This window comes from Aeromicrobium sp. MLTX1 (assembly GCF_046452335.1).
Taxonomy (GTDB): Bacteria; Actinomycetota; Actinomycetes; order Propionibacteriales; family Nocardioidaceae; genus Aeromicrobium.
Map to the genome: position 1 here is coordinate 402,675 of NZ_JBKFDN010000001.1, position 22,930 is coordinate 425,604.

At 72.3% G+C, this 22,930-nt stretch carries 20 protein-coding genes; 3 read left to right on the forward strand and 17 right to left on the reverse strand.

Going from position 1 to position 22,930, the window contains the following annotated elements; all coding sequences use genetic code 11:
* The first annotated feature begins 64 nt into the window (after positions 1–64).
* Positions 65–2,134 (forward strand): acyltransferase family protein, encoded by a 2,070-nt coding sequence (locus ACK99Q_RS01870; RefSeq protein WP_410184548.1) that lies wholly within the window; start codon positions 65–67, stop codon positions 2,132–2,134.
* Between the two features lie 170 nt (positions 2,135–2,304).
* Here the strand turns inward: ACK99Q_RS01870 and ACK99Q_RS01875 are convergent, their stop codons facing one another.
* From ACK99Q_RS01875 to ACK99Q_RS01895, 5 genes are read right to left on the reverse strand one after another with little or no spacing between them, the layout of a single operon-like run.
* Entirely contained in the window at positions 2,305–3,099 is a 795-nt protein-coding gene (locus ACK99Q_RS01875; RefSeq protein WP_179426449.1) for a transglutaminase-like domain-containing protein, read from the reverse strand.
* 43 nt (positions 3,100–3,142) lie between these two features.
* Positions 3,143–4,126, reverse strand: coding sequence for a methylmalonyl Co-A mutase-associated GTPase MeaB (meaB, locus tag ACK99Q_RS01880; protein WP_410184549.1), 984 nt, complete (start codon positions 4,124–4,126; stop codon positions 3,143–3,145).
* Positions 4,127–4,154: 28 nt separating this feature from the next.
* Positions 4,155–5,525, reverse strand: a complete 1,371-nt coding sequence (locus tag ACK99Q_RS01885) for a hypothetical protein (protein WP_410184550.1) — start codon at positions 5,523–5,525, stop codon at positions 4,155–4,157.
* Between the two features lie 32 nt (positions 5,526–5,557).
* Complete coding sequence (gene scpA / locus ACK99Q_RS01890; protein ID WP_410184551.1) at positions 5,558–7,669, reverse strand: methylmalonyl-CoA mutase; 2,112 nt, start codon at positions 7,667–7,669, stop codon at positions 5,558–5,560.
* A complete protein-coding gene (locus ACK99Q_RS01895; protein ID WP_410184552.1) occupies positions 7,666–9,450 on the reverse strand; it encodes a methylmalonyl-CoA mutase family protein in 1,785 nt (594 codons plus the stop codon). Before ACK99Q_RS01895 ends, scpA begins: the two co-directional genes overlap by 4 nt.
* 74 nt (positions 9,451–9,524) lie before the next feature.
* Between ACK99Q_RS01895 and serC the strand changes: the two genes are divergently transcribed.
* Positions 9,525–10,634, forward strand: a complete 1,110-nt coding sequence (gene serC, locus ACK99Q_RS01900) for a phosphoserine transaminase (RefSeq protein WP_410184553.1) — start codon at positions 9,525–9,527, stop codon at positions 10,632–10,634.
* Positions 10,635–10,640: 6 nt separating this feature from the next.
* Here serC and ACK99Q_RS01905 read toward each other — a convergent pair whose 3' ends face one another.
* Together ACK99Q_RS01905 and ACK99Q_RS01910 are read right to left on the reverse strand one after the other, a co-directional pair.
* Positions 10,641–11,159, reverse strand: a complete 519-nt coding sequence (locus ACK99Q_RS01905; RefSeq protein WP_410184554.1) for a gamma carbonic anhydrase family protein — start codon at positions 11,157–11,159, stop codon at positions 10,641–10,643.
* A 22-nt stretch (positions 11,160–11,181) separates the two neighbouring features.
* On the reverse strand, positions 11,182–12,213 hold the full coding sequence (locus tag ACK99Q_RS01910; RefSeq protein WP_410184555.1) for a hypothetical protein: 1,032 nt from the start codon (positions 12,211–12,213) through the stop codon (positions 11,182–11,184).
* Positions 12,214–12,254: 41 nt separating this feature from the next.
* Here ACK99Q_RS01910 and ACK99Q_RS01915 point away from each other — a divergent pair, with 41 nt between their 5' ends.
* A complete protein-coding gene (locus tag ACK99Q_RS01915) occupies positions 12,255–12,713 on the forward strand; it encodes a hypothetical protein (protein WP_410184556.1) in 459 nt (152 codons plus the stop codon).
* A 37-nt stretch (positions 12,714–12,750) separates the two neighbouring features.
* Here ACK99Q_RS01915 and ACK99Q_RS01920 read toward each other — a convergent pair whose 3' ends face one another.
* From ACK99Q_RS01920 to cysC, 10 genes are all read right to left on the reverse strand, one after another.
* Positions 12,751–13,473 carry a DUF3027 domain-containing protein gene (locus ACK99Q_RS01920; protein ID WP_410184557.1) on the reverse strand — a complete coding sequence of 241 codons (723 nt, stop codon included), beginning with the start codon at positions 13,471–13,473 and terminating at the stop codon, positions 12,751–12,753.
* A gap of 64 nt (positions 13,474–13,537) precedes the next feature.
* The gene (locus tag ACK99Q_RS01925) at positions 13,538–14,470 is read right to left on the reverse strand and encodes an AEC family transporter (RefSeq protein ID WP_410184558.1); all 933 of its coding nucleotides are present in this window, start codon (positions 14,468–14,470) and stop codon (positions 13,538–13,540) included.
* A 3-nt stretch (positions 14,471–14,473) separates the two neighbouring features.
* The gene (locus ACK99Q_RS01930) at positions 14,474–14,869 is read right to left on the reverse strand and encodes a cold-shock protein (RefSeq protein ID WP_179426469.1); all 396 of its coding nucleotides are present in this window, start codon (positions 14,867–14,869) and stop codon (positions 14,474–14,476) included.
* A gap of 75 nt (positions 14,870–14,944) precedes the next feature.
* The gene (locus tag ACK99Q_RS01935; protein ID WP_410184559.1) at positions 14,945–15,919 is read right to left on the reverse strand and encodes a YihY/virulence factor BrkB family protein; all 975 of its coding nucleotides are present in this window, start codon (positions 15,917–15,919) and stop codon (positions 14,945–14,947) included.
* Entirely contained in the window at positions 15,916–16,422 is a 507-nt protein-coding gene (locus tag ACK99Q_RS01940; protein ID WP_410184560.1) for a type II toxin-antitoxin system PemK/MazF family toxin, read from the reverse strand. Before ACK99Q_RS01940 ends, ACK99Q_RS01935 begins: the two co-directional genes overlap by 4 nt.
* A gap of 4 nt (positions 16,423–16,426) precedes the next feature.
* A complete protein-coding gene (locus ACK99Q_RS01945) occupies positions 16,427–18,031 on the reverse strand; it encodes an AMP-binding protein (protein WP_410184561.1) in 1,605 nt (534 codons plus the stop codon).
* Between the two features lie 151 nt (positions 18,032–18,182).
* A complete protein-coding gene (locus ACK99Q_RS01950; protein WP_410184562.1) occupies positions 18,183–18,623 on the reverse strand; it encodes a DUF779 domain-containing protein in 441 nt (146 codons plus the stop codon).
* Between the two features lie 5 nt (positions 18,624–18,628).
* A complete protein-coding gene (locus ACK99Q_RS01955) occupies positions 18,629–20,152 on the reverse strand; it encodes an aldehyde dehydrogenase family protein (protein WP_410184563.1) in 1,524 nt (507 codons plus the stop codon).
* A 92-nt stretch (positions 20,153–20,244) separates the two neighbouring features.
* Positions 20,245–21,540: a GAF domain-containing protein gene (locus tag ACK99Q_RS01960; protein ID WP_410184564.1), complete on the reverse strand. Its 1,296-nt coding sequence runs from the start codon at positions 21,538–21,540 to the stop codon at positions 20,245–20,247.
* Positions 21,541–21,599: 59 nt separating this feature from the next.
* Positions 21,600–22,790, reverse strand: a complete 1,191-nt coding sequence (gene cysC / locus ACK99Q_RS01965) for an adenylyl-sulfate kinase (protein ID WP_410184565.1) — start codon at positions 22,788–22,790, stop codon at positions 21,600–21,602.
* Between the last annotated feature and the right edge of the window lie 140 nt (positions 22,791–22,930).

Genomic DNA, 22,930 nt, shown 5'->3' on the forward strand with positions numbered 1-22,930 from the left:
GCTGCCCGTCGCCCGCCGGACGGCGGGTTGGGCACGACGAGGTGCGGCCTCGTATCGTGGTGCGGTGCCCGCCAGCCCTCCTCGCGACCGTTTCCGGGCCGAGATCACGGCCCTGCGCGCCGTCGCCGTGATGCTCGTCGTCCTCTTCCACCTGTGGCCGGGGCGTCTGCCCGGTGGCTACATCGGCGTCGACGTCTTCTTCGTGATCTCCGGATTCCTCATCACGGGGCACCTGCTGCGCGAGACGGCCGACACCGGCCGCATCGACCTGGCGCGCTTCTGGGCCCGTCGCGCCCGGCGCCTGCTGCCGGCCGCGTACCTCGTGCTGGCCTGCTCGGCGGTCGCCGTGTGGCTGTGGATGCCGCTGGTCTCGTGGGGCCAGAACTTCAAGGAGATCGTCGCGTCGGCGCTGTACGTGCAGAACTGGGCGCTCGCGGCCGACTCCGTGGACTACCTCGCCGCCGAGAACGACCCCACCGCGGTACAGCACTACTGGACGCTCTCGATCGAGGAGCAGTTCTACCTCGTGTGGCCGCTGCTGGTGCTGCTCGCCACCGTGCTGGCCGTGCGGATGGGTCGCTCCCGCAGGCTCATGGTGGCGATCGTGCTCGGCGCCGCCACGGCCGCGAGCCTGGCGTACTCGCTCTGGATCACTCAGGCGAATCCGCCGGCGGCCTACTTCGTCACCCCGGCCCGCGCCTGGCAGTTCGGCGCCGGCGCGCTGCTCGCACTCTGGATGGGCAGCGCCACCGTGCGCCGCGGCACCCCCACGGCGCTGCTGTCGTGGGCGGGCTTCCTGACCCTCGCCTGGTGCGGTTTCGTCTACGACGAGTCCACGCCGTTCCCCGGCACCGCGGCGATCGTGCCCGTCGTCGCGACGCTGGTGGTCATCTGGGCCGGCGAGCCGCGCGGGCTCCTCTCCCCCGCGCCGCTGATGCGCTGGCGTCCCACGCACACGCTGGGCGAGATCTCGTACTCGATGTACCTGTGGCACTGGCCGCCGATCGTCATCCTGCCGTTCATCCTCGGCGCCGAGCTGGGCTTCTGGGAGCGCGTCGGGATCCTCGTGTTCACGATCGTGGTCTCGTGGGCGACGAAGCGCTGGGTCGAGGACCCGGTGCGGTTCACGCACCGGTTCGGCCTGCGCCGCCCGGCCACCACCGGCCTCGCCACCCTGGTCGGCGCGGCCCTGCTGGTCGGCGGCTCGATGGTGGGCGTCCAGTCGGCCGCCTCCGCCCAGGAGCGCGCGGCCAAGGTCGCCGCGCAGCTCGAGGAGGACGCGCCGCCGTGCTTCGGCGCCGCCTCCCGCGATCCCGAGAACCCGTGCCACAACCCCGACCTCGACGACCAGCTGATCCCGACGCCCGAGGCCGTGGTCACCGACTACGCGAAGGACTACCCGGGCTGCTTCGCCGGCGTCCACGACACCGAGCTGAACGACTGCACGTTCGGCGACCTCTCCGACCGGTCGCTGCCGCACGTGACGCTGCTGGGCGACTCGCACGCCCGCTCGTTCCTGCCGGCGCTGGTCCGGATGGCCGACCAGAAGCTCATCACGCTGTCGGCGCAGCTCAAGTCCAGCTGCTCGTGGACGCGCGACGAGATCCGCCACGACGACCCGCTGCGCGTCAGCAGCTGCCAGGAGTGGAAGCAGAACCTCCAGGAGTGGCTCCTCGACCGCACCGACTCCACCGACCTGATCCTGACCACGGGCTACGCCCAGATGCTCACGGGCTCCGACGACGAGCGGGTCGAGAGCATGGAGGCCGCCTGGCAGCCGGTCCTCGACCGCGGCGTGCGCGTGGTGGCGATCCGCGACAACCCGCGCCTGCCGCGCGCTCCGCAGAAGTGCCTGTCGCAGCTCGACGAGATCACGCCCGACGCCTGCGCGTTCACCCGCGAGGAGGCGCTGTCGAAGTTCGACGCGTTCGCCGCCACGGGGCGCGAGGTCGACGGCGCGCAGACGCTCGACCTGAGCGACCTCTACTGCGACGACGAGACCTGCCCGGCGATCATCGGCGGCGTGAACGTGTACCGCGACATCACGCACCTGAGCGTGACGTACGTGCGCACCATGACGCCCTACGTGTACCGGCGTCTCGTGGACATGAACGCCCTGCCGCGACCCTCCTGAAGCCGCAACGGCCGCGGAAAGAACGATGCCGCGGCGCCGTATCACCCCCCCGAGGTGATGCGGCGACGCGGCGGTCGCATGAGGGAACACTAACCCATGCGCTAGTCCTTTGGAACTAGGTCCGTGGTTCTTTCCGGCGTGTTGTCACTGAGAGTTGAACCCTGAGCGACTCACCCGAGGGCGACCAGCTCGGTCACGTCGTCCTGGGGCAGCTCGTCCACGACGGCCGTCACCGTCAGCCGGTTCAGGTTCACCGCGGCGTGGTGCTGCGACAGGAACGCCGTCTCCGAGGCGTCCATCCCCGTGGCGATCCGGACCATCGTCTCGCGGGGAGCCAGCGCTGTCGCGTCGACGACGTGCCACTCCCCGTCGATGTACGCCTCGGCGACCGCGTGGAAGTCCATCGGCTGCAGGCCCGGGGCGTAGACCGAGACCAGCCGGGCGGGCACGTCGTGGGCGCGCAGGAGGGCGATCACGAGGTGCGCGTAGTCGCGGCACACGCCCTGGCGCTTGAGCATGGTCTGGACGGCGCCGTCGGTCGGCCGGCTGCTGCCCGGCACGTAGGACAGATGGGTGCCGACCCACGACGTGACCGCGTCGAGCAGGTCCTTGCCGGCGAGACCCGTGAACTCGGCCTTGGCGATCGCGAAGAGCGAGTCCGAGGGCGCGTAGCGGCTGGGCCGGCGGTACTCGATGATGTCGAGCTCCTCCGTGGCGATCGGGCCCGCGTGACCCGTGACGACGGCCTCGTAGTCGATCGTGATGGGCCCGGCGGGAGCGTCGACGCGGTGCAGCCGGGTCTCGTGGCGCCCCGCGATCTCGCGGGCCTCGAGCGCGGTCCCGTCCTGGACCACCCGCAGCGTCTCGCGCTCGGTGGCGATGTTGGCGGCGACGGCGATCGAGAGGACGAGGTCGGCGCGGTCGAAGGCGTGCAGTTCGAGGTGGGCGGTGACGGTGCGCTTCACCGCACCATGCTGGCACGCACGTCCGCGTACCGCGATCCGGCGGTCAGGAGTCGAAGGCGGCGAGGATCTCGTCGGCGGCGGCCGCCGGCGAGAGGCGCCCCGCGAGGACCTCGTCGCGCACCTGCTGGCGGACCTGCGCGACGGACTCGTCGGTGGCGAGCCGCTGCTCGATCTCGTCGCGGACGAGCGTCCACGTGAAGTCGAGCTGCTGCTGCGCGCGCTTCTCCTCGACGCCGCGGTGGCCCATGAACTCGCGGTGACGCAGGACCCGGCTCCACACGGTGTCGATGCCGGTGCCCTCGAGCGCCGAGCAGGTCAGCACGGGCGGCACCCAGTCCTGCGTGCCGGCGTAGACCAGGCGCAGGGCGCCGGCCAGCTCGCGGGCGGTGGACTCGGCCTCGCGGGCGCGCTCGCCGTCGGCCTTGTTGACGGTGATGACGTCGGCGATCTCGAGGATGCCCTTCTTGATGCCCTGGAGCTGGTCACCGGTGCGCGCCAGCGTGAGGAACAGGAAGGTGTCGACCATGCCGGCGACCGTGATCTCGGACTGGCCGACGCCGACGGTCTCGACCAGCACGACGTCGTACCCGGCGGCCTCGAGGATCGTCAGGGCCTGGCTGGTGGCGCGCGCGACGCCGCCGAGGCTCCCCGCACTGGGCGAGGGGCGGATGTAGGCGTTCGGGTCGGTGGACAGGCGGACCATGCGGGTCTTGTCGCCCAGCACCGAGCCGCGCGTGCGCACGCTCGAGGGGTCGACGGCGAGGACGCCGACGCGGTGGCCGCGCTCGGTCAGGTGGACGCCGAGGGCCTCGATGAACGTGGACTTGCCGACGCCGGGGACGCCGGAAATGCCCACGCGGACGGCTCCCCCGACCTTCGAGTCGGGCGCCGCGGCCAGTCCGGCCAGCAGCTCGCGCGCGGCGGCGCGGTGGTCGGAGCGGCGTGACTCGACGAGGGTGATCGCTCGCGAGACCGCTGCCCGCTGGCCGGCGCGGACCCCCTCCGCCACCTGTTCCACGTCGATCACGCCAGTGAGTCTAGGGCGTGGGTCGGAGTCACCACGGCAGTGGCGGTCCCAGGGCGAGCTCGTCGATCACGTCGTGCACGATCGCGAGGAGCGTCTCGTCGGAGTTGTCCCCGCCGGGCCGGAACGCCACGGCGTTGATCACCACCCGGCCGCCGGAGAACGTGACGCCCAGGAACCCCTGACCACCCAGGCGGACGAGCTCGGCGGTCGGTCGTCCCGGCTCGTTGAACTGGCCGAAGGCGTACTGGCACGGCTGCCCGTCGATCCGCTCCACCGCATCGGGCACGCGGCCGAGGTTGGAGCAGCCCACCGCGTTGACGTCGGCGCCCAGCGCGAACCGCTCGACGCGGCGCAGCAGCCAGACGGGCACGAACGGGACGAGCGGGAGGGCCGCCAGCAGGGGCAGCTGCTGCGCGTCCTGCGCGCTCAGGGCGGCCTTCATCGCCGCGCGGGCGGGACGCAGGTCGTGCGTCACCTCGGCCGGGTCGAGCGTGACGACGACCGACGACAGGGCGTTGCCGCGCAGGTCGTCGTCGCCCTCGCGGACGCTCACCGGGATCGTGAGGTTCACCGTGCCGTTGCGCTGCACGCGTCCCAAGTGGTGCCCCAGCCGGGCAGCCACGGCCGACGCGAGGACGTTGGACGTGCCACCGAGGCGCTGCGCGCACGCGTCCCAGGCCGCCTCGGACACGAAGGTCACGATCCGGGCGGCACCGTCGCGGTCGGGCAGCCGGGTCGCGCGGGTGTCCGTGGGCGAGGCCGGGAGCGCGGCCGTCGACTCGCGGTGCGGCAGGCTCCGCTCGGCGCGCATCTGGCGGACCACGGCGCGCAGGGCTCGCGCCTTCTCGGGCAGCGACGCCAGCACCTCGCGCCACTGGGACACGCGGCTGCCCCGCACGGCCCCACGTGGCGGGTAGGCGAGGTCGAGGTCGTGGCCCTCGACCGCCTCACGCAGGCCGAGCAGGACGCCGACCCCGTCGGTGACCGTGTGGGAGACGACGATCGCGACGGCGCTGCCGCCGTCGTCGAGCCGCAGGACGCCGAAGCGCCACGGCGGCCCCGCGATCGGGTCGAGGGGCCGGCGCGAGACCTCGACGGACCACTGCTCGACCTGCGACCGCGGCCGCGGCGCGGCCTCGACCTCGATCGGCACCGGCCGGTCGGGACGGACCCACCGGGCGCGGCCGCCCCACACCTGCGCGGGCTCGACGACGCGGGCAAACCGCCCGTGCTGGAGTCGGTCGGACAGCCGGCGCAGCGCCTCGAGGTCGACCTCGCGGTCGTAGACCCACGTGTAGTGCAGCGTCGGGTGGTGCCCCATCGCACGGAACGCCAGGTACGAGGCGTGGTCCATGTAGTCCAGACGGGTGTCCGGACGAGTGTCGAGGCGTGTGTCCACGCCCGCAGGCTAGTGCAACCGACAGTTACACGTCACGCGTCGGAGGCGCGCAGCTTCTCCAGCAGGTCGAGCGCGGAGTCGGCGATGACCGTGCCGGGCAGGAACACCTCGGCCGCACCCATCTCCTTGAGCGTGGGCACGTCGTCCGGGGGGATCACGCCGCCGATGACGACCATGATGTCCGGACGGCCCTGCTCCTCCAGCGCGGCCTTGAGCGCCGGCAGCAGGGTGAGGTGCCCCGCTGCGAGGGAGGAGACGCCCACGACGTGGACGTCGGCGTCCACGGCCTGCTGGGCGACCTCCTCCGGCGTCGAGAACAGCGGGCCCACGTCGACGTCGAAGCCCATGTCGGCGAACGCGGTGACGATGACCTTCTGGCCGCGGTCGTGACCGTCCTGGCCCATCTTCGCCACGAGGATGCGCGGGCGGCGGCCCTCCTCGCGCTCGAACTCGTCGGTGGCTTCGATGACCCGGGCGATGTTGCCCGACTGGCCGGCCTCGCTGCGGTACACACCCGAGATCGTACGGATGACCGCTTGGTGGCGCCCGTAGACCTTCTCCAGGGCGTCGCTGATCTCCCCGACCGTGGCCTTGGCCCGCGCGGCGTTGACCGCGAGGTCGAGCAGGTTGCCGTCGAGCGAGCCGTCACGGCGCGAGCCGCGCTCGGCCGAGTTCGTAAGCGCCTCGAGGGCCGACCGCACGTCGTCGTCGTTCCGCTCGGCGCGCAGGCGCTCGAGCTTGGAGATCTGCGACGCGAGCACGGCCTGGTTGTCGACCTTGAGGACCTCGAAGGGCTCCTCGTCGGGCACGCGGTAGGTGTTGACGCCGACGACGACCTGCTGACCGGAGTCGATGCGGGCCTGCGTGCGCGCCGCGGCCTCCTCGATGCGCATCTTGGGGATGCCCTCGTCGATCGCCTTGGCCATGCCGCCGGCCGCCTCGACCTCCTGGATGTGCGCCCAGGCGCGGTTCGCGAGGTCGTGCGTCAGCCTCTCGACGTAGTACGAGCCGGCCCACGGGTCGATCGTCTGCGTCGTGCCCGACTCCTGCTGGAGCAGCAGCTGGGTGTTGCGGGCGATGCGGGCGCTGAAGTCCGTCGGCAGCGCGATGGCCTCGTCGAGCGCGTTGGTGTGCAGGCTCTGCGTGTGGCCCTGCGTGGCCGCCATCGCCTCGATCGCGGTGCGCTGGACGTTGTTGTAGACGTCCTGCGCCGTGAGGCTCCAGCCCGAGGTCTGCGAGTGCGTGCGCAGGCTCAGCGACTTGGGGTTCTTCGGATCGAAGTCGCTGACCAGCCGGGCCCAGAGGGCGCGGGCGGCGCGCAGCTTGGCGACCTCCATGAAGAAGTTCATGCCGATGGCCCAGAAGAAGCTCAGCCGCGGCGCGAACGCGTCGATGTCGAGGCCCACGTCGAGGCCCGAGCGGATGTACTCGACGCCGTCGGCGAGCGTGTACGCCAGCTCGAGGTCGTTCGTCGCCCCGGCCTCCTGGATGTGGTAGCCGGAGATCGAGATGGAGTTGAACCGCGGCATCTTGGCCGCCGTGTACGCGAAGATGTCGGAGATGATCCGCATCGACGGCGCCGGCGGGTAGATGTACGTGTTCCGGACCATGAACTCCTTGAGGATGTCGTTCTGGATGGTCCCGGCCAGCTGCTCGGGCTTCACGCCCTGCTCCTCGGCCGCCACGATGTAGAGCGCCAGCACCGGCAGCACGGCGCCGTTCATCGTCATCGAGACGCTCATCTGGTCGAGCGGGATGCCGTCGAACAGGGTGCGCGTGTCGTAGATCGAGTCGATCGCGACGCCGGCCATGCCCACGTCGCCGACGACGCGCGGGTTGTCGGAGTCGTAGCCGCGGTGGGTGGCCAGGTCGAACGCGACCGACAGGCCCTTTTGGCCGGCGGCCAGGTTGCGGCGGTAGAACGCGTTGGACTCCTCGGCGGTGGAGAAGCCGGCGTACTGGCGGATCGTCCACGGCTGGGTCGTGTACATCGCCGGGTACGGACCGCGCAGGAACGGGGTCATGCCCGGGTAGGTGTCGAGGGCGTCGAGGCCCTCGAGGTCGGCGGGCGTGTAGAGCCGCTTGACCGGGATCCCCTCCGGGCTCTGCCAGGGCTCGCCGGCGAACGACTTCGGAGTGGTCATGCGAGCACCTCACGCATCTGTCGGAGGAAGGCCAGCGCGTCGAGGCCCATGGCGGCCGACGCGTCCTGGCCGAGATCGGTCTTGCCCGCGACGACGACGTACGAGGCGCCGTTCTCGCGCAGGGCGGCGACCAGGTCGGCACCCCACTCGCCGTAGGCGGCGTCGGTGCCCGCGAGGCAGACCACCGGGGGCGCCCCGGCCTCGAGGTACTTGTCGAGGACCTCGGCGACATCGGCGGTGGGGCCGGCCGAGCCGATCCCGATGCCGCCGGCGGCCAGCAGGTTGATGGCGAACGTGGCGCGGGCGGTGTGCGCGGCGATCGGGCCGAGCGTGGCCAGGAAGACCGGCTGGGCCATCGGCTCGTCGCGCATCTGCTCGAACTCGCCCGCGTACCGGTGGACCTGCGGCGCGACGGGGTACGGCTGGCGCTCGGGCAGCGTCTCGGCGGCGTTCGGGAACTCGCTGATGCCCGTGATGGGGCGGCGCCGCTGGGCGATCTGGAGCGCGCGGTCGTTGCGGACGGCCTCCACGAGCGGCTCGAGGCGCTGGGCGGCCGCGTCGAGGTCGGCGACGCCCTCCAGCTCGTCGAGGCCGTCGAGCTCGGCGAAGAGCTCCCAGGCGGCCATCGCCAGGTCGTCGGTGAGCTTCTCCACCGCGTACGCGCCGCCGGCCGGGTCGGCCACCTTCGCGACGTGCGACTCGTGGATCAGCAGGCTCGAGGTGTTGCGCGCGATGCGGCGGCTGAACGGCGTGGGCAGGCCGAGCGGCTCGTCGAACGGCAGCACGGTGATCGCGTCGGCGCCGCCGACGCCCGCCGCGAAGCCGGCGACGGTCGTGCGCAGCATGTTCGTGTAGGAGTCGTAGCGCGCCATCATCGGCCGCGACGTGACGGCGTGCTGGCGCTGGGCACGCGCCTCCTCGCCGATGCCGCTCATCTCGCCGACCCGGTTCCACAGGGCGCGGGCGGCGCGCAGCTTGGCGATCGTGGGGAACTGCTCGTCGGTGGCGGCGTAGCGGAACTCCAGCTGCGCGGCGGCCTCGTCGGCGGTGAGGCCGGCGGCCTCGAGGGCGCGCAGGTACGTGACCGCGACCATCATCGACCAGGCCAGCTCCTGCACGTCCGAGGCGCCCTGGTCGTGCAGCGCGCTGGCGTCGACGACGACGCCGCGGACGCCGGCCTCCTTCGCCAGCGTGGCGACGCGGACGACGGCATCGAGATCGTGACCGCCACCGCCGAGGTTGGTCAGCGGGTGCGGGTCGACGCCCTTGTCGCGGCAGACCACGAGGAAGGCCTCGGCGGCGGCGACGGGGTCCTCGGGCGCGTCGAGCACGACGGGCGCGAGGTCGAGGAAGACCGGCTCGAGCAGCTCGGCGAGGCGGTCGGCGGCGATGCCGCGCTTCCCCACCGTGAGCCACAGCGAGTTGCCGCCGTTCTCCAGCTCGGTGGTGAGGTCCTCGGGACGCGTGGCCGGGTCGGTGAACCAACCGCGCACGTCCCAGCCCTCGAGCTCGGGGTCGGCGGTGCCGGAGCCGCGCGTGTACGGCGCCTCGCCCGGCAGGCCGGTCTCGGGGACGTCGGCGACGGCGTCGGCGGTGCCCAGCGGCGTGATGCTGAGCCCGTCGAGCGTGGTGGTGGTCAGCGCGGACCACACGTCGGAGTCGGGGGCGTCCTCGGTGAGCCGACGCGTCTTGCGCAGGACGGCCGCAGTGGCCTTCTCCCACTCCGACAGGTCGTGCTCGATGCCCTCGGCCAGAGGCACCACGGGCTGGTCTGCTGCCATGCGTGGCATGGTAGCCGTCCCCTTCGGCCGACCGTTCAACGCATCGTTCCCGGACCTCCTGCGAGAATGACGCCGTGCAGATCCCCGACGAGCTCCTCCCCCGCGACGGCCGCTTCGGCTCCGGTCCCTCGAAGGTGCGCACCGAGGCGCTCGACGCCCTGGCCGCCACCGGCACCTCCCTGATGGGGACGTCGCACCGCGCGGCGCCCGTGAAGTCGCTCGTCGGCAGCGTCCGGTCCGGCCTCGCCGACCTGTTCTCGCTGCCCGACGGCTACGAGGTCGTGCTCGGCGTCGGTGGCTCGCACGCCTTCTTCGACGCCGCGATGTTCGGCCTGATCGAGCGGCGCAGCCAGCACCTCGTGCACGGCGAGTTCACCGCGAAGTTCGCCCGGGCGGTCGCGGCGGCGCCGTTCCTGGAGGACCCCGAGCTGCTCGAGTCCGACGTCTCGACGCACCCCGAGCCGCACGCGACGGCGGGCGTCGACGCGTACGCGTGGGCGCACAACGAGACCTCGACCGGCGTCATGACCTCCGTGCGGCGGCCCGAGGGCATCGACGAGGGTTCGCTCGTGCTGGTCGACGCGACCTCGGGCGCCGCCGGGCTGCCGGTCGACGTCGCCGAGACCGACGTCTACTACTTCGCGCCGCAGAAGGGCTTCGCCTCCGACGGCGGCCTGTGGGTGGCGCTCATGTCGCCCGCCGCGATGGAGCGGGCGCGGCGGATCAAGGAGTCCGGCCGGCACATCCCGGGCTTCCTCGACCTGCCCACGGCGATCGACAACTCGCTGAAGGACCAGACCTACAACACCCCGGCCGTGGCCACGCTGTTCCTCATGGACCAGCAGGTGCGCTGGCTGAACGAGAGCGGCGGCCTCGACTGGGCCGTCTCGCGCACCACCGAGTCGTCGCAGCGGCTCTACGCGTGGGCCGAGGCCAGCTCGTACGCGACTCCGTTCGTGCCCGACCCGGCCGACCGCTCGCTCGTCGTCGGCACGATCGACCTCGAGGGCGTGGCCGCGGCCGACGTCGTCGCCGCCCTGCGCGAGAACGGCATCGTCGACGTCGCCGGCTACCGCGGCCTGGGCCGCAACCAGCTGCGCATCGCGATGTTCCCCGCCATCGACCCCGACGACGTCACCGCGCTCACGCGCTGCCTCGACCACGTGGTCGAGCGGCTCAGCTGAGCGGCCCTAGTCGATCACCGTCGCGCCGCGGTGGAGCTCGCGGTGCTCCTCGTAGATGGCGGCGTTGAGGTGCAGCGTGGCGACCTCGTCGTCGGTGAGCTCGCGGCGCACCTTGCCGGGGACGCCGGCCACGAGCGAGCGCGGCGGGATGACGGCGCCCTGGGGCACGAGGGCGTTCGCGGCGATGAGGCACTCGTCGCCGATCTCGGCGCCGTTGAGGATCGTGGCGCCCATGCCCACCAGGACGTGGTCGCCGACGGTGGCGCCGTGGATGATCGCGCCGTGGCCCACCGAGACGCCCTCGCCGAGGGTCAGCGGCTTGCCCTGGTCGACGTGGAAGACGCAGTTGTCCTGCACGTTGCTGCCGCGGCCGATCGTGATCGGCTCGTTGTCGGCCCGCAGGACCGCGCCGTACCAGACGCTCGACCCCTCCTCGAGGACGACCGAGCCCACCAACGTGGCGTTGGGGGCGACGAACGCCGACTCGTGGACCTGCGGTGACCTGTCTCCCAGCGCGATCTTCATGGCCACACCGTAGCGCTCGGGGTCAGGCCCTCGACCGCCCCCGCCGGGCCATGACCAGCACCGCCAGCGCCAGCACCGCGGCGAGGCCGATGCCGCCCACCACGAGCGTCCGAAGACCGATCGCGAAGCCCTCGGACTCCTCCGAGGAGGTGGCGGCCGGCTCGGCCGCCGGAGTCGGCTCGGGTGTCGAGGTGGCCACGGTCGCGACGCGGTCGGCCGCGGCTCCGGACACCGGCAGGTCGAGCCGGTACAGCGGCGAGGCCTCCCCCTCGCTGCCCACGAGGACCTCGTCGTCCGACACGAACGCGACCGTCTCGGACTGCTCGAGCGGTGGCAGCGACCCGCTGCCGACGAAGCTCCAGTCCGCGGGGACCATCGACCACAGCGAGCCGTAGGACAGCAGGGCCACGCGCGAGCCGTCGGGCGAGTACGCACCGTCGGTGACGAGCGGCGGCAGGCCCGAGGTGGTCGCCTCGAACTCGGTGGATCCGGAGGCGTCGAGGTCGCCCTCGGCGAGGGTCAGCACCGTGGCGTCGGAGACGGTCTTCGTGACGACCTGCAGCAGGTCGGACCCTGGCGGCGCGAGCAGCGTCTCGACGTCGGCCGGCCCGCCCTCCAGCGAGACGGCGAAGCGGCGCGGCTCGACCGTGGCGGTCGTGCGACCGGGCTCGTCGATCGCGTAGAGCGCGAGGTCGTCGCGCTCGCGCCGGTTGTCGCCCACGTCGCCGATCCACAGCGTGCCGTCGCGCAGCGCCAGCGCCTCCACATCGCGGAAGTCCGCGCGCACCGTGGTGACGCCGGCGACCTCGCCGGTCGAGAGGTCGACCGCGAACACCTCGGCGGCGTTGCCGGAGTCGTTGACCGTGTACGCGAGGTCGTCGTGCTCGGCGCTGACCGCAAGCCCGCTGGACTCGGTGATGCGCGGGTCGGTCAGCACGACCTCGGGCTCGGCGGTGGCGGCGCCCGCGCGGTCGGCGAGCGAGGCCACCACGACCACGACGATCAGGGCGATGAGCAGGCCGGGGATCAGCAGCCTGCGGTGGCGGGGGTTCACAGGGTCACCTTCGTCGCTCGGGGGCGGGTTATCGTGGAGGCATGGCCCGCGACAAGCGCTCCCGCATCCCCGACCTGGGCCGTCCCGAGGTCACCGAGCTCGAGTTCGGCAAGACGACCCACCGGGTCGCCGCGGTCGAGCCGATGGACGTCGACGGCGTCCGCACGATGACCGTCGGCACGATCGGCTGGGGTGTCGTGGCGCTCGCGCTGCTCCCGTTCTGGGGCAACCTGCAGGACCAGGGCCGCACGTGGTGGCTGTGGACCGCGTTCGCGGGGCTGGGGCTGGGCCTCATGGGCATCGAGTTCTGCAAGCGCCGCCGCGACATGCTCGCCGAGCGCGCCGCCACCGCACCGGTGCAGACCGTGATCCCGGCCGACGACGTCCCGCCGCCGATCGCCTCGCCCCTCGTGGAGACCACCGAGGAGCCTCAGACCGAGGCACCCGCCCCGACCGGCGAGGCCACGGACCGGCCCGTCGGCCGGCGTCGCCGCAGCTGAGGCCACCCGGCCCCGCATCGCACCGAGCACGACCGACTCAGAAGTCCTCGAGCTCGGCACGCGTCGTGTCGAAGACCGGATCGGGCAGCCTGGAGGCCGACGACGAGCGCTTGGGCCGCGTGCCCGAGTGCGCGCCGCACCCGTGGGTGAGGGCGACGACCCGGCCGTCGGCGTTGGCCATCTTGTTGGCGCACACGCCGAAGCGGTCGGACAGGTCGCCCGCGAGCGAGACCAGGAAGCCGCACGTGCCGCAGACGCCGGGCGCCTGCTTCGCGATGGGGGTGTCGGGGCCGGACTCGCCCTCGTACCAGCGCTCGGCGGCGTCCTCGCGCCCCTCGATCGACAGGACCCACTCGCGGCCGAGACCGATCTCGCGCGCGTAGTGGCGGTCGACGACTCCGGTGCCGTCGCCGTCGCCCGCGGACCACGCGGGCACGAGGCGGATGTCGTCCTCCTCGGGCGGCAGGACGTCGCCGGGGCCGAGGTCGCCCGGGCGGATGCGCTCGCGGTAGGGCGTCCACGCGGGCGCGACGATCGCGTCGTCGCCGGGCAGCAGCACGATGTCGTTGATCGTGACCTCGTCGCCGAGCACCGACGTGCTGACGGCCCAGTACCAGCCGCGATAGCCCGGCAGCAGGCAGGCGAAGCGCTCGGTGACGAGGCCGGGCGCCTCCTCGGTGCTGCCGAGGTGGTCGCCGACCGTGCCGTCGTCGGCGCTGGCGTCGAGGGCCGCGCGTGCAGGAGAGGTCGCCGTGCTCATGGCTCGATTGTCCCCCACCGCGCCACACCGGACCAACAGGGTCGGCCGATCCCCGGGCGTCGTCTCACCCCGCCGCTCCGCCGGGGACCAGCAGTGCCGCCAGCACCACGAGCACCGGCAGCGAGGCGGTCGTCGTGACGGCCACGCAGTCGCGGGCGAGCAGCTGGGCGCGGCCGAACCGCGTGGCGTAGACGAAGACGTTCTGGGCGGTCGGCAGCGCCGCCATCATGGTGACGCCGGCGACCTCGAGGGCGTCGAGGTCGAGCAGGAACCGGGCGACGAGGTACGCCACGAGCGGCTGCCAGACGAGCTTGAGCACCGAGACGAAGGCGACCTCGCCGCCGTTGCCGCTGCCGATCCGCGGGCCGAACCGCAGCGAGACGCCGTACGCCAGCAGCGCGCACGGGATCGCCATCGCGCCGAGCAGCGAGATCGGCTCGTCGACCACGCGCGGCAGGTCGATGCTCGCGACCGACAGCACGACGCCGATGACCGCTGCCACCGAGACCGGGTTGCGCAGCCCGGCCTGGAGGAAGGCCCACGGCGTGGCGCGGTGACCCGCCTCCATGCTGAGGAACGTCAGCGCGAGCGGCGCGTAGATCGTCAGCTGGAGCACCATCGTGGGCAGCGCGAACGCCGCGTCGCCCAAGACGTAGCCGGCGATCGGCAGGCCGAGGTAGCCCGCGTTCGCGTACGAGGCGGACAGCCCGCCGACGACCGCGGCGGGACGGGATCGACCGCGCCAGCGCGCCCACGGCAGGTAGACCGCCAGCGTCGCCACGACGCCCGCGACCGCCACCACGAACCACGGCCCGAACACGGTCCCGAGGTCGGTGGAGCCCAGGACGTCGATCAGCAGGGCCGGCGTCGCGACGAAGTAGACGAGGCGCGACAGCACGAGCTGGCTGTCGGCATCCAGCACCCGGGCCACGGCCAGCACGTAGCCGACCGCGATCAGGGCGCCGATGACGGCGAAGCCCTCGAGCGCCCCCGTCACGCGTCAGGCATCGAGATCCGTCGCCAGGCGACGCAGCAGCTGCGCGACCTGGCGGGCGCGCTTGCCCTCGGGGTGGCGGCCGTGGCGGTAGCCCTCGCCGAGGCCGTCGAGGAGGTTCACGAGGTCCTCGACGATGACGACCATCTCCTCGGGCGACTTGCGGCGGGCGTGCGCCTGCGCCTGGGAGACCGACGGGGTCGGGTCGAGCACGCGGACCTGCAGGGCCTGGTCGCCGCGGCGGCCGGCCGCGATGCCGAACTCCACGCGCGTGCCGGCCTTGAGCGTGGTCACGCCGTTCGGCAGCGCGTCGGAGCGCACGTACACGTCCTCGCCGTCCTCACGGCTGAGGAATCCGAACCCCTTCTCGGGGTCGTACCACTTGACCTTGCCGGTGGGCATGACCGTTCCTTTGCGTTCTCTCGATGCGACCCCTGCAGTCTAGTCGGGCGGGCACCCCCGGCGCGCCCGCGACGCTCAGGCCTCGTCGTCGAAGTCGACCGAGATCGTCTGGAAGCCCTTGTGCCGCTGCATGCGCGCGTACTGGGCGTAGGCGCGGCGGTCGCCCGCGGTCAGCACGACGTTGTCGGTGAACGGCGTCAGCAGCGCGCGCGGGTAGAGGTGGCGGCGGCGCACGACGTTGATCTGGAGCCCGATCACGATGGTCGAGGTGAGCAGGAACAGCAGCGCGATGAGGCCGAGGACGACCGCGAAGGTCTGGTTCATCGACGAGGCGCGCACGACGACGCCCTGCACGTAGGCGTCCCCGCCGAACTGCAGGATCTGCCAGCCCAGGGCGCAGAACAGCGACCCGGGGAGGACGGACCGCCACGACGCCCGCTTGAGGCTGACGAGCTTGAAGACGGTGACGAAGATGCCCCACGAGACGAGGAAGCCGACCACGCGCATGACCCAGCCGAGGTCGGGCAGGTGGTCGATGCCGACGACCTGCGGGTTGTCGACGAGGGACTGCAGGATCGCGATGAACGCGATGCCCAGGCCGCCGATGCCGAGGACGACGAAGCTCCGCAGCCGCATGACGATCGGGTTCGGGCGGCTGTTGCGCGGGACGCCCCATGCCACGTTGGCCGCGTTCTGCGTGGACTGGCCCACGCCGAGCGCACCGTAGAGCGCGGCGAGCGAGCCGACGACGATCGCCGACGTGCTGCCGGTCAGGCCCTCGGGACGGCCGAGCTGGTCGCCGACGATCGGGAACTGGCCGAGCGCCGTGTCGAGCAGTCGCTCCTGCAGCTCGGGGTCGTCCTGGAGCACGAAGCCGAGCACGGACGAGGCGATCAGCAGCAGCGGGAAGATCGCGATGAACGAGTAGTACGTCATGATCGCCGCCAGGTACGGACCCTGGTCGTCGAAGAACTTGTAGAGCACCGCGATCGGGAATCCGAGGACCGGGTGCCTCCGCTGGAAGCGGTCGACCCGGGCGACGATGCTCATGGCAGGTATTGTCGCGCAGCCCCCAGCACGCGCTCGTACACCTCGCGGGGAAGGATGGCGCCTTCTCGGCGGACGTCGGCCTCGCGAACGTCGATCAGCCGGTTGAGCCGCACCTCGCTGGGCCGGCCCTGCGTGTCCCACGCGCCCGAGCCGATGTCCATCCAGAAGCGTCCGGCCCGCGCCTCCTGGGCCTGGTCGCGGTCGTGGTCCTTCGAGGTCAGCTGGAGCGCGACGAGGGAGCCGTCGCCGCGCCGGCCGATGATGAGGACCGGACGGTCCTTGCCCTGGCTGGGGTCGTCCTCGTAGGGCACCCACGTCCAGACGATCTCGCCCGGATCGGGGCGGCCGTCGTGGTCGCCGGCCCACGTGTGGTCGATGCCGGACGACCGTCCCGGACGCGCCGACGGCGCCCGACCGGACGAGCCGGAGGGCGCCGACGACGAGACGGAGCGGCCGATCGCGACCAGTCGTCGCAGGACGGCGGGCAGGTCGGGTCGCGCCACGCGCTCAGGCGGTGGTCTCGAAGGCGGGCAGCTGCCGCTTCATGACCTTGCCGGTGGGGTTGCGCGGCAGCTCGTCGAGGAACATCACGCCGCGCGGCACGGCCGAGCGGGCGACGTTGTCCTTGGAGAACTGCACGAGCTCGTCGGCGGTGACGTCGCTGCCCTCCTTGCGCACGACGTAGGCGGCCAGGCGCTGGCCCCACTCGGGGTCGGCGATGCCGGTGACGACCACGTCGGCCACCTCGGGGTGCTCGACGAGGCAGTCCTCGAGCTCGCGCGGGAAGACGTTCTCGCCGCCGGAGATGATCATGTCGTCGTCGCGGCCGGCCACGAACAGGCGACCCTCCTCGTCGAAGTAGCCGAGGTCGCCCGAGTCCATGAGGCCCGAGTGGAACGCCTTGTTGCGACCGTCGGTGTAGCCGCCGAAGGGCATGTCGTTGACCACGTGGATCACGCCGATGTCGCCCTGCGGCACCTCGTTGCCGTCGTGGTCGAGGATCTTGACCGTGGTGCGCCACGGGACGCGGCCGGCGGTGCCGGGCGCGGCGCGCAGGTCCTTCGGGTCGGCGATCGTGATCCAGCTGGTCTCGGTCGCGCCGTAGAAGTTGTAGATGGAGTCGGTGTACATGTCCATGAAGTGCAGCGCCAGGTCGCCGGCCAGGGCCGAGCCGCTGGAGGCGGTGATCGCCAGGCTGGACACGTCGGTCTCCTTGACCACCTTCGGGTCGGCCTTGACCATGCGCTGGAGCATGAGCGGCACGACCACGAGCACGCGCACCTTGTACTTCTCGATGTCGCGCAGGGTCTGCTCGGGGATGAACTTGCGACGCAGCACGAACGTGGGGCACGTCGAGAGGCCGAAGCCCAGGTTGATCAGGCCCCACGAGTGGAACAGCGGCGCGCCGATCGCGACCACCGAGTTGCTCTGGTACGGGATCGCGCCGAAGTAGGCCAGCAGCGGCTTGAGGTCCTCGGGCTCCTTGCGCTTCGCGCCCTTGGGCAGGCCGGTCGTGCCGGAGGTGAAGATGATCATCTCGCCGTGCTTGGGCGGCACGGGCTGGTCGGCGCCGGGCTTGCCGACCGTGACGGACTCGATGGAGGGGATCTCGGAGGGGGCGTCGGCGTCGGCCCAGGCGAGCAGCAGGCGGCTGCGGCGGACGTCCTCGACGAGGGGCAGGAACTCCTGGTCGAGGATGAGCAGCTCGGCACCCTCGCGCTCGGCCAGGTCGGTCAGCTGGGCGCGGCTGGACATCGTGTTGAGCAGCAGGATGCGACCGCCCATCTGCACGACGGCGACCAGGGCGATGACGAGGTAGCGGTGGTTGCGCGCCAGGACCGCGACCGAGTCGCCCGCCTCGATGCCGCGCTCGCGCAGCACCTCGGTGAACTGGTTGACCTGCTTGACGAGGTCCTCGTAGGTGATCTCGCCGGCGTCGTCGATGATGGCGATCTGCTTGGGGTAGCGCTTCGCCGCGGCGTTGATGCCGGACGGCAGGCCCGGTCCCCACTTCTTCAGGACGCGCGCGGCGCCGATGAGCTTGTGCGGCGGGAGCGCCTTGATGATGCCGATGCGCCGCAGGACCTTCAGCTTGTAACCCAAATCACCCATGGCGCAGAGCGTAACAGTCGAAATCCGTGGGTCTGAGGCTTTCCTCACGCTTCTCTCGTGGGGCGCGTGCGCCCCGTGGGACTGATGTGAAAAATGCCTCGAACGGGTGGTCGTTCATGGTTCGGACGGGTCCACGGCGGACGGGCTCGGATCAGCCGGCCACCCCGCCCCGCACCACGGGCCCCATCCGGGCCGTCTCCTCCTCGGTGAAGACCCGCGATCGGATGATGAACCGGTGCCCCGTCGGGCCCTCGATCGAGAAGCCGGCACCGCGCCCGGGCACGACGTCGATCGTGATGTGCGTGTGGGACCAGTACGCGAACTGCGCCGCCGAGATCCACACCGGCACCGGCTCGGGCGTGCCCGGCTCCAGCTCGCCCAGCAGCACGTCGGCGGCACCGATCAGCAGGGTGCCCTGGGTGTAGCACATGGGCGCGGACCCGTCGCAGCATCCGCCGGACTGGTGGAACATCAGCGGCTGGTCGTGATCGGCCCGGAGGCGGCGGAGCAGGTCCGCCGCCTCCGGGGTCACGGCCACCCGTTCCGTCGGGAGGGAGGAGCCGACGGACTCGGGCGACATCTCGGCCCCCATGGGGATCAGAAGAAGCCGACGGCGTTGGGCGAGTAGCTGACGAGGAGGTTCTTCGTCTGCTGGTAGTGGTCGAGCATCTGGGAGTGGTTCTCGCGGCCGATGCCGGAGTTCTTGTAGCCGCCGAACGCCGCGTGCGCGGGGTACTGGTGGTAGCAGTTCGTCCAGACGCGGCCGGCCTCGATCGTCCGTCCCGCCCGGTACGCGGTGTTGGTGTCGCGGCTCCAGACCCCGGCGCCCAGGCCGTACAGGGTGTCGTTGGCGATGCTCATCGCGTCGTCGAAGTCGTCGAAGCCGGTCACCGAGACCACCGGGCCGAAGATCTCCTCCTGGAAGATGCGCATCTTGTTGTGGCCCTGGAAGATCGTCGGCGCCACGTAGTAGCCGCCCGACAGGTCGCCGCCGAGGTCGACGCGCTCGCCGCCGGTGATGATGCGGGCGCCCTCGTCCACGCCGATCTGGATGTACGACAGGATCTTCTCGAGCTGGTCGTTGCTGGCCTGCGCGCCGATCATCGTGTCGGTGTCGAGCGGGTTGCCCTGCTTCACCAGCTTCGTGCGCTCGGTCGCCGCGGGCAGGAACTGCTCGAGGATCGAGTTCTGGATGAGGGCGCGACTCGGACACGTGCAGACCTCGCCCTGGTTGAGGGCGAACATCGTGAAGCCCTCGAGCGCCTTGTCGTAGAACGCGTCGTCCGCGCTCGCGACGTCCTCGAAGAAGATGTTCGGGCTCTTGCCGCCCAGCTCGAGGGTGACGGGGATGAGGTTCTGCGCCGCGTTCTGCATGATGAGGCGGCCCGTGGTGGTCTCGCCAGTGAAGGCGATCTTGCGGATGCGGCTGCTGGCCGCGAGCGGGGCTCCGGCCTCGGCGCCGAAGCCGTTCACCACGTTGAGCACGCCGGCGGGCAGCAGGTCGGCGATCAGCTCCATCAGCAGCATGATCGACGCGGGCGTCTGCTCGGCGGGCTTGAGGACCACGGCGTTGCCGGCCGCGAGCGCAGGGGCGAGCTTCCACGTGGCCATCAGCAGCGGGAAGTTCCAGGGGATGATCTGGCCGACGACGCCCAGCGGCTCGTGGAAGTGGTACGCGACGGTGTCGTCGTCGATCTGGCTGATCGAGCCCTCCTGGGCGCGGATGCAGCCGGCGAAGTAGCGGAAGTGGTCCACCGCGAGCGGGAGGTCGGCGGCCAGCGTCTCGCGGACGGGCTTGCCGTTGTCCCACGTCTCGCCGACGGCCAGCATCTCGAGGTTCTCCTCGATGCGGTCCGCGATCTTGTTGAGGATGTTCGCCCGCTCGGTGGTCGAGGTCCGGCCCCAGGCCGGCGCGGCCGCGTGGGCGGCGTCCAGCGCCTTCTCGATGTCCTCGGCGGTGCCGCGGGCGACCTCGCAGAACACCTTGCCGTTGACCGGGGAGACGTTCTCGAAGTACTGACCCTTGGCGGGGGCGACGTACTCGCCGCCGATCCAGTGGTCGTAGCGCGACTTGTAGGAAACGACGCTTCCCTCGGTGCCGGGTGCTGCGTAGACGGCCATCTGTGACTCCTTCGTCGGGGGGCGGGTGTGAGGGGGCTCACACCCGATGTCCCGACGGTAGGCAGCGCAACGTTGCAGAAAGGTACGCGCGGTCAGCCCAGCTCGGCGTCGAGCCGCTCGAGGTGGTCGGCCACCTGCGCGAAGCGCGGCGAGGAGGCGGGCAGCACGCGCGCAATGCGCTCCCAGACCTCGAAGTCGTCGCGCCCGTGGCCTGTGTCGGCGAACGAGAGCAGCGCGTCGGGGTCGTCGCCCACCAGCAGGTGCGAGCGCACCAGCTGGTGGAGGTCGTCGCGGGCCGCGGCGATCGCGGGCGACTGCGAGTCGGGCAGGATCGGCCCGCGGTAGCGCGCCACCGCCTGGCGCAGGCGGTCGGCGGCGAGGTCGTCGCGCACGCGCTGGACGTCGGTGTCGACGGCCGCGGCGAACCGGTAGGGGCGCGACTCGAGGCGCAGGCCGCCGAGGACCTGGCGCAGGCGCGAGAGCTCGGCGCGGATCGTCACCTCGGGCAGCTCGTCGTCGCTCAGGGCGACCGCCAGCTCGGCCGTCGTGAGGCCGCGGTCGGCCGCCGCCACGAGCAGGGCGATCTCGCTGTGGCGGGCGCTGAGCCGCGTGGTGGTCGTGCCGTGGTGCAGCACCGCGCCACGCACGCCCAGCACGTCGAGCCGTGGCCGTCGCACGCCGGGCGTGCCCACGGTGCGCGAGGCCGCGGCGCCGCGGACGCGCTCGAGTCGCAGCTCGGCCTCGACCGCCGCCGCCGTGGCGCGCACGAGTCCGAGGCTGGTCGCGCTGGCGACCTCGGCGCCGCCGGTGAGGTCGATGACGCCGAGGACGGCGCCGGTGTCGGGGTCGTGGACGGGCGCCGCCGAGCAGCTCCACGGCGTGACCGGACGGGCCAGGTGCTCCGGTCCCAGCAGCGAGACGGCGCGGTCGAGCGCGAGCGCCGTGCCGGGCGCGTTGGTGCCGGCGCTGGCCTCGCTCCAGTCGGCGCCGGGCACGAAGTTCATCTCCTCGGCCATGCGACGCAGCTGGGCCGCACCCTCGACCCACAGCAGCTGCCCGGCCGCGTCGCTCACGGCGACCAGCAGCCCCGCGTCGGCCGCGCTCTCGACGAGCAGCCGGCGCACGACGGGCATGCCGGCGGCGAGCGGGTGGTGGCGACGGATCTCCTCGAGCCGCGCGGAGTCCAGCGTGATCGCGGCGAGGTCGCGCTCGGGGTCGAGCCCGCCGAGCAGGCTGCGTCGCCACGACTCGCTGACCACCGTGCGGACCGGACCGTCGACGGTGCCGGTGGAGAGGAAGGAGTCGTGGGCGTCCTGCAGCGCCCGCGCCAGCGCGTCGGGATCGACTCCCGGCGGCACGGCGAAGGGCGATTCGGTGGACCCCGGCATGAGGGGATCCTAACGCGTCGTGTGAAGCGGATCACACGATCGGCCCCGGATCGCGGCCCTCAGGACCCCGCGACGACGCCCCGCTCGTGCAGCAGCCCGACGACCGCCTCGACGCACTCGCCGACGCCCATCAGGGAGGTGTCGATGGTCAGGTCGGCGTCCTCGGGGCGCTCGTAGGGCGAGTCGATCCCGGTGAAGTCGCGGATGAGGCCGGCTCGCGCCTTGGCGTAGAGGCCCTTGCGGTCGCGGGCCTCTGCCACCGCCAGCGGGGTGGCCACGTGGACCACGAGGAAGGGCGAGCGCGGCTCCACCCGCTCGCGCATCGCGTCGCGGACCGCCGCGAACGGGGCGATCGGGGCGCAGACGGCCAGTCCCCCGCCCTCGGCGACGCGCGCCGCCACCCACGCGATGCGGGTCAGGTTCCGGGCCCGGTCCTCGCGGCTCCAGCCGAGACCGTCGGAGAGCTCGCGGCGCACGTCGTCGCCGTCGAGCAGCACGGCGTGCGTGAGGCCGCGCGCCGTCACGGCCTCGACCACGGCGCGGCCGACCGTGGACTTGCCCGCGCCCGAGAGCCCGGTGAGCAGCAGCACCGCGCCGCGGGCGTCGCGCACGTCCGGGCGGCGGAAGTCGAGCGGGTCGCTCACGCCGAGCGACCGCAGGGCGATCCCGAGCACCTCCTCGGGCGTCGTCGCGTCGTTCACCGCGGGCGCAGGGAGGTACCAGGCCTGCGCGTGCGGGACCTGCTCCGCGCACCGCCGCAGCTCCTCCATGAGGGTCATGTCGCCGGCCCAGCCGTCCTGCGCCACCCCGACGAGGGCGAGCGGTCGGCCGTCCGCGGCGCTCGCCGCCCGCATCACGTCGGCGGCGCTCACCCGACCGCCAAAGAGCGCGACGACGTGGTCGCGCAGGTCGACCGGCACCACGAGGCGAGCCCGACGGGCCGGCGGGTGCTCGGCCGCGCGCACGGCGCGGACCCGTCCGGCCACCCAGGTCAGCCCGTCCTCGCCGGCCCGCGTGTCCGACAGGACGAGGACGGCGAGCGGCGTGTTGTCGGGGTCGGTGAGCGTCAGCGAGCCCTGGTCGACCGCCTCGCGGGCGGCCGCGGCGGGCACCGCGAGCTGCGGCGCGACGGGCCAGTCGGCGGGCGCCCGCCCCGGGAGGCAGTACCCGTCCACCGGGTCGAGGAAGCCGCCGAGGATCAGCTCCAGCCCGTCCAGCTGCGGGCCTCGGAGCACCGCCGCCGCGCTCATCGGCACGTCCCGGCGGACCAGCCCGCGGACGGGGTGTCCACGTTGTGGGCGCGTCCGGGGAGCCACGGGTCCATGGGCGACGATTGTGGCACAGCCGATGCCCGCGGTCGGCCGCGTCCGAGCGCCCACCGATCGCACCC